We start from the raw sequence: 11,045 nt of genomic DNA on the forward strand, positions 1-11,045 counted from the left end.
GCCGGCAGGCCGGTGAGCACGCAGGTGCCACCCTTTCGGGTGAGCGCGAGTGCCGCGCCCACGTCGGCCTCGCCGATCATCGCGGGGGACACGACGACCGCGTCGGCCATCACGCCCCGGGTCAGGTCGCGCACCAACTCGAGCGCCTCGGCCGCCGTTGCCGCGGTGTGGGTGGCCCCGAAGCGCGGGGCGGACTCGCGCTTGAATTCGTTGACGTCGACCGCGACGATGCGGGCGGCACCGTTGATGCGGGCGCCCTGGATGGCCGCGGCGCCGATGCCGCCGGCGCCGATCACGACCGCGGTGTCGCCGCCGCGCACGCCCGCGCGCCGGGCCGCCGAGCCGTATCCCGTCGGCACCGCGCAGGCCAGCAGTGCGGCGGGCACCAGCGGGACGTCCCGATCGATTTTGACGAGCGAATCCGCCGCCACCACGGTGTGTTCGGCGAACGCACCGATCTTGGACACATGCCCGAGGTCACGGCCGTCGGCGGTGTGGTGGCGAAACGTGCCGTCGGTCGGCATGCCGGGGGTCAGCGTCCCTGCCCCCTTGTCGCACAGGTACTCCATCCCCGAGGCGCACCATCGGCACTGTCCGCACACCGCGAGGAAGGACGTCACCACGTGGTCCCCCGGCGCGAAACCGGTGACGCCCGAACCCACTTCGAGGACCACGCCGGAACCCTCGTGCCCGCCGATGGTCGGCGACATGGCGGGCAGTCCCAAAGAGTTCAGCACGTCGGAGGGCGGCGCGAGCTTGCCCTGTCGGATGTGCTCGTCGGAGTGGCACAGGCCGGTGGCGGCCAGCTTCACCAGCACCTCGCCGGCGCGCGGCGGGTCGAGCTCGAACTCCTCGACCGACCACGGGCGCCCGTACTCGTAGAGAATGGCCGCGCGGCTTCGCATCGATGCTCAGCCGTTCGCGGCGGCCACCCGGGCCCGCTCCGTCATCGAGGCGGTCACGCCGCCGTCGTTGAGGATGTCGGTGCCGGTGAGGTAACCCGCTTTGTCGCTGGCGCAGAACGCCAGCAACTCGGCCATCTCCTCCGGTTTGCCCCAGCGCGGGACCGCGGCCTCGGTGACCATCGCCCCCGCCCCGGCCTGTTCCTCGAGCCTGCCCATCTCGGTGTCGATGGACCCCGGGGACACCGAGACGATGCGCAGGCCGCGCGCGTTGAACCGTTCCGCCTGCGACTGGCTGTACCACCGCACGAAGCTCTTGCTCACCGCGTAGGCGATGCCGGATCGCCCCTCTTCGGGCACGATGTCGCACGCCGCCAGCATGGCGTCCAGGAAGGCGTCGGCGTCGTGCAGCGCCAGCGGAAACTGGCTTGCGGGAATGAGTTCCGCGGGCAGCAGGTGGGCCGCCATGGACGCCACGTTGACGATCGCGGCGCCCTCGCCTGCCACCGCGTGAAACGCCTCGTTGACGTGCAGGGTGCCCAGCGCATTGGTCCGCATGACGTGGTCGGCCGGGCCCATGCTCGGGCTCACCCCGGCGGCGTGGATGACCGAGACGACGGTGCCGAGGCCGTTGGCGGTGTCGAACAGGTCGGCGACGGCGCGCCGGTCGGTCACGTCGCATTCGACGACCGTGGGGGACATCCCGAGGTCGTGCAGGGCGGTGGCCGCGGCCGCCATCCGGTCCTGCCTGACGTCGCAGAGCACCACGGTGTGGTCGCGGCCGACGACTGCGGCCGTGGCCAGGCCCATGCCCCCCGCGCCGCCTGTGATCACCGCCACTCGAGTCATACGTGGACCGTATACGCAGCGGCGCTACATCAGGAGCCGGGGTTGGGGCGCCGCGTCGTGCGGGTGACCGCTGTGCCGAAGGGCGTTGGTCAAGAACGGCGCCCGCACGGTGGCAGCCAGGTGGCGGCGGTTGACGGCCAGCCCGGCGAGGGCGACCGCGGTGTAGACGCCGCACAGCAGCAGCCGCCCGTGCGTCGAGGCGATCGGGAACTGGACGACGAACAACACCAGCAGCGTCCACGCCGTGGCCCGGTGGAAGCGCAGCCCCATGAGCAGCGCCACCCCCATCATGGTCTGGGTGGCGGTGAGCAGGATTTCCTCGACCTGTCGCGGGTCGAGGGCCAGCGTGAGTCCGCCGCCGCCGAGCAGGTGAGCGACCGGCAACGACCCGATCAGCAGCGACCACTGGTTCACCTTGGCCGAGATCAGCATGGCGATGGCGGCCGTGCCCTTGCCGCGCGCGGCGAGGATGGTCGCGATGATGAATTCGGGGGCTTCGGAGGCCAGCGGGGCGAGCCACTGCACCAGTAGGAACCGGTCGATCCCCAGTTCGCCGCCGGCGGCGACCAGGTTGTCGGCGAACGGTTCGGCGCACAGCAGGATGACCGCTCCGGAGGTCGCGAGGAGGCAGATGACAGCCACGTGCCGGCGGCGATCGGGCAGTTCGCCCAGGGCCGCGGCGGTACCGATCAGGTCGGGCTCCGCCACGTCGCCGTGGCTGACCTTGTAGAGGTAGAAGCCGAACCACGCCAGCAGCGCCATCCCCGTGGCCAGGTGGATCTGCGCGCTCGCCGGGATGACGAATGCGAACACGCCGGCGAGCAGCAGAAAGCCGAGTTCGACCCGATTGGCCGGCTGCAGCGCCAAACCGCCGGGTTTGTCGGTGCCGGCCCGGCGCGCCACGACGATGCCGATCAGCACGACGACGGGCCAGCCCAGACCCATCAGCAGCCGGTTGGACCCGGTCATGTTGGCCGAGGCGTATTGGGTGTAATCGGGGTTGTGGCCGGACACGTAGGCGTAGTAGAGGTCGACGGCGTATTCGGGCAGCACCGCGATCAACGCGAGCACCGCCGTCGCCAGCCCGCCGGAGACGTCGACCTGTGCGGCCTCGGCCGCCCACGCCAGCAGGAAGCTGGCCGAGACGACCGCGGCCCCGAAGATCAACAGGGCGGCCACCGGCTCCGGGTGCAGGCCCCCGAGGCGCACGACCACCGCGGGAACCATGAACGCGGTGGTGATCAGCGCGGAACGGGCCAGGGTGCGGCGCGGGGAACGTACTGCGCTCGAGGCTGCGGGCCTGTCTGTGGCGAGCATCGTCATCCTTACGACTCGTCGAGCGGGGCTGCCGTAGCGAACCCTTGCCTAAGCTACCCGCCGGGTCGGTGGTCAGCAATGCCGCACGTGACCCAGGCGGGAGTGGGTTACCTTTTGCTGCAATAGAATCCGAAATTTCGGGTCGGCTAACTCATGACTTAGGCAAACCCCGGAAGCCGGGTTGGCCGACATGGAGTGCGATATGTGATACGACGCGCTGTCGGCCGGGGTGGTTCCGTGCCACACGCGCGCCCTACTCGGGGTGATCGGCGCCCATCGCCGCGGCGCTGGCCTGCGCCATGAGCCGCACCAGTTGGTTGCGCGTCAGCGATCCCATCATCTGCGTCGTCGCGCGCAGTTCCTCACCCACGATCCAGGTCGGGCCGTCGGCAAGGTTCTCGAACGCCTCCGCGATCACGTCGTCCACGGCAGCAGCGCCGGGGGGCACATCCCCGGGCGAACCGATCTGGCCGCGGCTGTGTTCGAGCCGGCGCAGCGCAGGCGTGTCGGTCTTGCCCGGGATGAGGCACAGGACGTCGACGCCCTTGTCGTGCAGCTCGGCCCACAACGCTTATCTGTAACCTCTTCCGAGGTGTGTAAGACCCTATTCATCTAGATGGCTAGATCCGGCGAAGCCGAATTTTTGAGTCAAGCTTTGTGGTGCGGGTCAGGTTCGGCTGTGTTCGACTGGGGTTGTGTGACGGTTGATGTTTCGTTACGCGAATTACGCGGCCGTGCTGAGGGTTTCGACCGCGGTGCGGTGGGCGATGGCGGCAGATCGTAGACAGCCCTGGGTAGTCGTCGCGGTGACGAGTTCGGCTAGGCCGCAACGCAATACGTGGTCCTGGACGCAGGTGAGGAATTTCGCGGTATCCAGACCGTAGTCGGTGACCCGGTAGCGGTGGGTGTGTTCAATCCGGGTGCCGCCGCGCGCACCGACACCGCGCGGCCGCTCACGCACGCGGCCCGGTCGGCCGAACTGCGGCTGTCGCGCGAGGTCGGCTACGCCGGTTCGGTGGTCGAGCGGTTCGGCGACTCGCTGGTCGTCACGGCATTCGAGGGGGAGCCCGCCACCCAGCCGTCGGGCATCCCGGGCGACCGCATTCCCTACGCCCCACCCTTCGGCGTCGCGATCGCTGCGTGGGACAGCCTGGAGGAACAACGGGCGTGGATCCAGCGCGGCGCGGGTGACAACGCCGACCGCACGCAGCGGCTGGCGCGGGTGCTGGAGCGCACGCGCGAGCGCCGCTACGACGTGGACTGGACGACGCCCGCGCTGGCGCAGGTCGTCCGGGTGGTCGCCACCCTGGACAGCAGTGACATGCCCAGCCCTCTACGGCAGATCCTGGAGCAGCTGCTGGCCGAGTTCACCACCATCGGCTTTCTCTCCGACGACAACCCCGGACGCCGTAAGCAGCCCGTGGTGACTGTCGCCGCGCCGGTTTTCGACCACCGTGGCCGCGTCGCGCTGATGCTGGCCGTGCACCCGCTGTGCCCGCTGAGCGCGCGGCAGGTCCGGACGTGGCGGGCAACGGTTGAGCGCTCCCTCTTGCGTCGTTTGCTGACCGCATTGGAGGATCGGGGGCCATGCGCACACATCGCGGCGGCAACCGCTGGGAATTGATCACCTGCGGTCTCGATGGGCATGCCACCTTCGCTCCGGACGACGAGGCGCTGGCCGGCCGGCTGCGCGGTGACACCGCGGTGGGTCCGGTGTGGCGCTGCCTGCGTTGCGGCGAGTTCGTCCTCGGCCGGCCGCGCGCCCACGGCAGCACTCAGGACGCCCCGACGGTATTGCGCGGTGAGGCTTTGCGTCAGGCGATGATCGTCCGGGCCCTCGGCGCCGAACGCCTGCTCCGGGCGCTGCTGATCGGGTTGGCCGCCTACGCGGTGTGGAAGTTCCGCGGTGCGCGGGGATCCATCCAGGCAGCGCTGGAACGCGACCTACCCGTGTTGCGCGCCAGCGGATTCCAGGTGGACCAGATGACGGCTGTCCACGAGCTGGAGAGGGCCCTGGCCGCCAAGCCATCCACGCTGGTCCTGTTGACCGCGGCGCTGACCGTCTACGCCATGGTGGAAGTCGTCGAAGGGGTCGGGCTGTGGTTGTTGAAACGCTGGGGTGAGTACTTCGCGGTGGTGGCCACCTCGGTGTTTTTGCCGCTGGAAATCTCCGAGCTGGCCAAGGGCCTCACGACCACCCGCGCGGTGACCTTCACCATCAACGTGGCCGCCGTCGTCTACCTGCTCCTGTCCAAACGACTGTTCGGGCTCCGCGGTGGCCGCAAAGCCTACGAGGAGCAACGGCGCGGCGAGCAGCTCCTCGACATCGAGAAGGCTGCCGCCAGGGCGTGACCTGTCGCCCGTGCACACGCTGACGTCGTGGTGGAATTGTCGGCATGAGCGAGAACGCGCGCATCGTGGTGTGCCCCCACTGCGGGACGAAGAATCGCGTGCCCTCCGCGGCGGCCGGTAAACCCCGCTGCGCGCGGTGCCGGCAGTGGCTTCCGTGGATCGTCGACGCCCGCGACGACTCCTTTGCCGACGTCGCCGAGAAGTCGTCGGTGCCGGTGCTGGTCGACCTGTGGGCGACATGGTGTGGTCCGTGCCGGACGGTCAGCCCGGCCCTCGAGCAGTTGGCGCGGGAACGGGCAGGCCGGCTGAAACTGGTCAAGGTCGACGTCGACGCGGCACCCGCGCTGTCTCAGCGGTTCGCCGTGCGCGCGGTGCCGACCCTGCTGCTGCTGCGGGACGGCCGGGTGCTGGCCCGCCAGTCCGGCGCCGCCCCGCTGCCCGCCCTGCGCACCTGGGTCGACGACACGCTGACGTGAGGTCTCGGTCAGGGTGCCGCGGAGCTCCCCTGGTGCGGTGGGGGACTGCTGCGGAACTCGTCGATTTTGCTCCACCCGGCGACGTGTTTGGATAGCGGTATGTCCTATCCCGAGGAACGCATTGTCAGCGCCACCCGTGTCATCTCAGCCAGCGCGAACCGGATCTTCGAACTGATCGCCGACCCGTCGCGGCAGCCGAGCTGGGACGGCAACGACAACCTCGCCGCGGCCGCCCCCGGGCAGCGCGTGCGCCAGGCCGGCGACATCTTCACGACCACGTTGACCAACGGTGCCGTCCGGGAGAACCACGTCGTGGAGTTCATCGAGGGCAGTCAGATCGCCTGGCGGCCGGCGGAAAAGGGAAAGCAGCCGCCCGGGCACCTGTGGCGCTGGCAACTCGAACAGCTCGGCGCCGAACTCACCAGCGTGACCCACACCTACGACTGGACCGCGCTCACCGACACGACGCGCCTCGAACGGGCCCGGGCGACCACGGCCGACAAGTTGCGGGCGTCGCTGGACCGGCTCGCCGAGCTGGCGCGCGACGCCTGAGGGGCACTCGATGAGCCGGTGCAGTCAGCGCCGGCGCATCACTTCCTGGCGCGCACCCACTGCAACGTCCCGAGGTTCGTGACGCGCACGCTGGCGAAATCGTTGTCCTCGAGGATGTCGCCGATCTCGTCGTCGCCGAACGCGTGCGCCCCGATGTTGGGCAGCATCTGCCACAGCCGCGCGGCACGCCCGGCGGTCGGGACCATGACGGCCAGCCTGCCGCCCGGGCGCAGCACCCGGGCCATCTCGGCCAGGGCGGCCGCCGGGTCCGGGATCAGCTGAAGCACGGCGATCGAGACAACTGCATCGACGGTGCCGTCGCGCAGCGGAAGTCGCTGGGCATCGGCCCGGATGAATCCGACCTGCGGGCCCGCCTCGTTGCGCACCGCCCGCGCCAGCATCGCCTCGGAGATGTCGACGCCCAGCGCCAGCCCGTCGGGGCCGGCCGCCCGCGCCAGCGACGCGGTGACGTTGCCCGGACCCGATCCGACGTCGAGCGCCGTGCCCCCGTCCGGGATGTTCAGCCACTCGAGCGGATGGCGCCAGGCGCTGATCAGTCGCCGAGACAGGGCCTGGGCGTTGTCGTAGAGCATCGACCCGATCGGCGAGGCCCACGCGGCCTGGATCGGGCCGGTGTTCTTCGCGACGGCGGTGTCCCCGGCTGATGCGTCGCCGAGCAGATCGAGATACCCCCTGCTGGCGTCGGCGTCCGCCGGGGGATCGGCAAGCAGGTCCACCGCGCGGCGCAACGCTGGCGGCAGCGAGACGTGCACATCGGTCATGTGTGCTCCTTTGATCAAATGCCAAGCTGTACGGCGAAATTGGCGGTCTGGGCTCACGTGGCCCTCTGTTGCAGCCTACGCCGGGTGGTGGTCGCCCGACTGTCCGCCGAATGTGGGGCGAGTTAACGCCTGACGGTGGCTCGCTCGCGGGCCAGGGCATACAGGCGCCACTGACCCGGCACGCCCTTGAGAGCGTTCTCGCCGCGGTCGTCGAACCGGTGCCGCGACCCGGTGACGATGTCACGTACCGTCGAGGACACCAGCACTTCGCTCGGGCCGGCCAGCGCGCCCACCCGCGCGCCGATGTGCACGGCCATTCCGGCGACGTCGTCGTGCGCGGCGCCGCGGACCTCGACCTCGCCCGCGTGGATCCCGACCCGCACCTCGATGCCCAGCACGCGGACGGCGTCCACCAGGGCGTCGGCGCATGCCAGCGCCGCGCTGGGACTGGAAAACGTCGCGACGAATCCATCGCCGGCCGTGTTGACTTCGCGCCCGCCGAACCGCTGCAGTTCGTGGCGCACGATGGCGTCGTGGTTGTCCAGCAGGTCGCGCCACCGGTGGTCACCGAGCGCGGCGGCCCGCTCGGTGGAGCCGACGATGTCGGTGAACACGATGGTCGTGAGCAGCCGCTCGGCATCGGAGCCACTGCGCACCCCGGTGACGAACTCCTCGATCTCGTCGAGCATCGGGCCGGTGTCGCCGACCCAGTACAGGGCGTCGCCGCCCGCGAGTTCCACCAGGCGCGACCCGGGGATGTGTTCGGCCAGGTAGTCGGCGTGCGCGACGGGGCTGAAGGTCGGGTTGTCGCGGTGCAGGATCAGGGTCGGCACCGTGATGCGGCCGAGGCGGTCGCGCACGTCGCCGTCCCTGATCTTGCGGACGAAGGTGCGCGCCATGCTCGGCGACGCCGCCCGGTTGCCGGCCATGTCCCACCATGCCCGGAAGGCGTCGTCATCGGCGACACTGGGGGCGATGATGCCGAGCAGGTCGAAGCCCCGCTCGACGGCGTCCGGGTCCATGGCGGTCGTCGTGTACGGGTCGGCCGCGCTCAGGTCGGAGCCCATCGGGTAGTCCGGGGCGCGCAGCGAACGTGCCGCGCCGTTGACGGTCACCAGGCTGTTCACCCGGTCGGGGTGATCGGCGGCCAGGACGATACCGGCCAACGAGGTGAAGCCCGGTGCCAGCACCGTCGCACGCGCGCATCCGACCGCGTTCATGACCGCGATCGCGTCGTTCGCCCAGGCCTCCGGGCCGATCATGTCTGGCGACGGGACCGGTGAGGACAGGCCGATCCCGCGCTGGTCGAAGCGGATCACCCGGGCGAACGACGCCAGCCGGCGATGGAAGCGGTACATCGACGGCTCGCCGTCGACGCAGTCGATCGGGATGAACGGCCCCGGCAGCACGAGCAGGTCGACCGGGCCATCGCCGAAGACCTGATAGGCGATGTCGATCTCGCCGCAACTGGCGTACCTGGTCCGCGTCACCGGCGCCACGGGTCCAGGCTAATCCAGGTCGCCGGCAGGGTTGTCCCTTTGCCGTCCGCCGATGATCGGGATCAGGTAGCGGGCGGCGTACCGGCGCACAGCGGCCGGGTCCGTGGTGTCGAGGCGGTCGGTGGGGAAGACGATGATGCCGAAGGCGATCCGCAGCAGGATGTCGGCGACGTCGGCCAGCTCGGGGTCGGGCAGGTCGGCGCCGCAGCGCCGCAGCGTGTGGGCGATGCCGTCGGCGAACTGCCGGATCGGGAAGACCTCGGAACGCGAGAACAGCCCGAACAACTCGGGTTCGCTCTCGGCGATCCGGGAGTACAGCGGCGAGTCCTGTACCAAGCACACACCCAGGGCGAATGCCTCGACCACGGCCTGCTGCGGGCTGCATCCGGCGGTGGCCCGGTCCAGTGTGCGGAAGAAGCGGCCGGCTTCGCGCCGCACCACCTTCTCGAACAGGTCGTCCTTGCTGGGAAAGCGCCGATAGATGGTGCTGCGGCTGACGCCCGCGCGGACGGCGACGTCCTCGACGTTCGCCCGGCGCACGCCGTAGGTTTCGAACACCGTCCGCGCGGTGTCCAGGATGACCCGGTCGACCTCGGATTTCTCGGATTTCTCGGTCTTCTCGCCCAGCTTGCCGCCAGGGCTGTCAAACCGCATGGATCACGACCCCCAACTGCGATCTCGGAGTAAGAATGCTATTGTGACACAAAGATACGGCTTTGTATCAGTGATGCACACTGCACGCGGCACGCGCTGACGAGGGGTGGGCACCACTGCCGGATCCCGATTCACCAGTGGTGTTCGACAGTGTTGCGCGAAGCGGTGCCCGTGCTGGTCGGCGGGGAGGGCCACGACGCCTGGCCGCGGCTGGGGCCCGACTCGCCGACCTGGAAGTTCTACGGCGATCACCGCACCGCGTTCTTCGGATTCCAGCGCACGGCCGGCGTCGAGAACTGCATCGAGCAACTCGCCCAGGGTGTGCTCGACCATTCGGTGGTATTCAGCGACACGCTGGGCCGGGCGAGGAGGACCGCGCCGCTCGTGATGCACACCGTGTACTCCGATGATCCGCACGCCTGGGGCCGCAAGGTTCGCGACTTCCACAAGCCGATCAAGGGGACCGTCAGTGACGGGTCGCGGTATCACGCGCTGAATCCCCAAGCCGGCCTGGCGGATCCTGTCCGCGCCGCTCAACGCCCACACCCGGCTGGTCGTGGTGGGCACTTTGCCCCGCGGATGCGGGCGGTGTGCCAGTTGGAATGGGACGCCAAGAAGGACAAGCGCTTTCAGTGGATCGCCGCCACCATGCGGGCGCTGAATCCGCTCAACGACCGCTTGCCCCTGTCGGTGGTCTACCTGCCCTGGGCGGCCAGGGCGTGGCGCCGCGTGGCAGTCGACCCGGGAGGGCTGCACAACGGCGCCCGAGGAGTTGAACGGCGCGTAACTAGAGGCGGAACTCTTTGTGCTGTAAGCCAATCGGCGGCCGAAACCTATCTTCGTGCGGTTCCTGTGACAGGATCGGTGGTATGGCCGATATCGACTTTTCGCTGCTGGACGTCCCGAGGTCGGCGCCGATCGACGATCCCGAGGCCTACCTGCGCGCCGCGATCGCCTGGCATTTCGGCCGTGACACCGGGTCGGCGTTCTGGCTGCGCACGGCCGAGATGCTGGACTTCGACCCGCTGCGCGACGTCACCACCTTCGCCGACCTGCGGAGGTTTCCCAACCTGGTCAACGAACTGCGCGGCGTGCCGGTCGAGGATCTGGTCCCCCGCGGCTACCGGGCCGAGGGATCCTCGGCGCCGCTGCCCCGGGTATTCGAGTCCGGTGGCACCACCGGCGCCCCGAAACGCACCGCGCAACTGCCGGATTGGTGCGCCCAGGTCGTCGAATGGCAGACCGAGGATTTCGCCGCCGGCGGATTTCTGCCGGGCCGGGGCTTTTTGTGCCTGATGCCCAGCGGGCCGCACGGGGTGGGCTACTTCTCACGCCTGGTCTCCGAGCGGTTGGGCTCGGTGTTCCACTCGATCGACATCGACCCGCGCTGGGTCAAGAAGCTCACCGCCCGCAACGCCGCCGCCGAGGTGGCGGCCTACGTCGAGCACGTCGTCGACCAGGCCGTCTTCATCCTGCAGACGCAGGACGTCGCCAACCTGCACGCCACGCCCCCGCTGGTGGAGGCGATGGCCCGCGACGACCGCGTGGTGGACCTGGTGAACGACAAGATCCGCTACCTGTTGCTCAGCGGCGCGCACGTCGACGCCGACACCCTGGACCTGCTGCGCGACATCTTCCCGGCCACGACCATCACGATGGCCT

The 11,045-nt window shown here is 69.7% G+C and carries 11 protein-coding genes and 2 pseudogenes; 6 read left to right on the top strand and 7 right to left on the bottom strand.

Translation table 11 applies throughout. From position 1 onward, the window contains the following. From AC2VOK_RS21015 to AC2VOK_RS21030, 4 genes and pseudogenes are all read right to left on the bottom strand, one after another. Positions 1 to 905: alcohol dehydrogenase catalytic domain-containing protein (locus tag AC2VOK_RS21015; RefSeq protein WP_428902170.1), on the bottom strand; the 905-nt coding region annotated here is incomplete at its 3' end. Positions 906 to 911: 6 nt separating this feature from the next. After that, the gene (locus AC2VOK_RS21020) at positions 912 to 1,751 is read right to left on the bottom strand and encodes an SDR family oxidoreductase (protein WP_428902171.1); all 840 of its coding nucleotides are present in this window, start codon (positions 1,749 to 1,751) and stop codon (positions 912 to 914) included. A gap of 24 nt (positions 1,752 to 1,775) precedes the next feature. After that, complete coding sequence (locus AC2VOK_RS21025; protein WP_428902172.1) at positions 1,776 to 3,074, bottom strand: sodium:proton exchanger; 1,299 nt, start codon at positions 3,072 to 3,074, stop codon at positions 1,776 to 1,778. Positions 3,075 to 3,321: 247 nt separating this feature from the next. Beyond that, positions 3,322 to 3,639: pseudogene (locus AC2VOK_RS21030) on the bottom strand (SDR family NAD(P)-dependent oxidoreductase); the annotation flags it as partial. A gap of 300 nt (positions 3,640 to 3,939) precedes the next feature. Between AC2VOK_RS21030 and AC2VOK_RS21035 the strand changes: the two are divergent. The 4 genes from AC2VOK_RS21035 (at position 3,940) to AC2VOK_RS21050 (ending at position 6,448) form a co-directional block, all read left to right on the top strand. Continuing rightward, entirely contained in the window at positions 3,940 to 4,692 is a 753-nt protein-coding gene (locus tag AC2VOK_RS21035) for an IclR family transcriptional regulator (RefSeq protein ID WP_428902180.1), read from the top strand. Continuing rightward, positions 4,656 to 5,420, top strand: a complete 765-nt coding sequence (locus AC2VOK_RS21040) for a DUF2127 domain-containing protein (protein ID WP_428902173.1) — start codon at positions 4,656 to 4,658, stop codon at positions 5,418 to 5,420. The genes AC2VOK_RS21035 and AC2VOK_RS21040 overlap by 37 nt, the downstream gene beginning before the upstream one ends. 44 nt (positions 5,421 to 5,464) lie before the next feature. After that, positions 5,465 to 5,896: a thioredoxin gene (trxA, locus tag AC2VOK_RS21045; protein WP_428902174.1), complete on the top strand. Its 432-nt coding sequence runs from the start codon at positions 5,465 to 5,467 to the stop codon at positions 5,894 to 5,896. A 99-nt stretch (positions 5,897 to 5,995) separates the two neighbouring features. Continuing rightward, the gene (locus AC2VOK_RS21050; protein ID WP_428902175.1) at positions 5,996 to 6,448 is read left to right on the top strand and encodes an SRPBCC family protein; all 453 of its coding nucleotides are present in this window, start codon (positions 5,996 to 5,998) and stop codon (positions 6,446 to 6,448) included. A gap of 38 nt (positions 6,449 to 6,486) precedes the next feature. On the opposite strand, the gene AC2VOK_RS21055 is transcribed toward AC2VOK_RS21050, so the two are convergent. From AC2VOK_RS21055 to AC2VOK_RS21065, 3 genes are all read right to left on the bottom strand, one after another. After that, on the bottom strand, positions 6,487 to 7,230 hold the full coding sequence (locus AC2VOK_RS21055) for a methyltransferase domain-containing protein (protein ID WP_428902176.1): 744 nt from the start codon (positions 7,228 to 7,230) through the stop codon (positions 6,487 to 6,489). A gap of 122 nt (positions 7,231 to 7,352) precedes the next feature. After that, complete coding sequence (locus tag AC2VOK_RS21060; RefSeq protein WP_428902177.1) at positions 7,353 to 8,729, bottom strand: adenylate/guanylate cyclase domain-containing protein; 1,377 nt, start codon at positions 8,727 to 8,729, stop codon at positions 7,353 to 7,355. A gap of 9 nt (positions 8,730 to 8,738) precedes the next feature. Continuing rightward, positions 8,739 to 9,383, bottom strand: a complete 645-nt coding sequence (locus tag AC2VOK_RS21065) for a TetR/AcrR family transcriptional regulator (protein WP_428902178.1) — start codon at positions 9,381 to 9,383, stop codon at positions 8,739 to 8,741. A gap of 123 nt (positions 9,384 to 9,506) precedes the next feature. Between AC2VOK_RS21065 and AC2VOK_RS21070 the strand changes: the two are divergent. Beyond that, positions 9,507 to 10,151 (top strand): annotated as a pseudogene (locus tag AC2VOK_RS21070) (oxygenase MpaB family protein); the annotation flags it as partial. Between the two features lie 101 nt (positions 10,152 to 10,252). Then, on the top strand, positions 10,253 to 11,045 hold a 793-nt coding region (locus tag AC2VOK_RS21075; RefSeq protein WP_428902179.1), incomplete at its 3' end, for a phenazine antibiotic biosynthesis protein.

Source organism: Mycobacterium sp. TH-M116 (assembly GCF_057473685.1).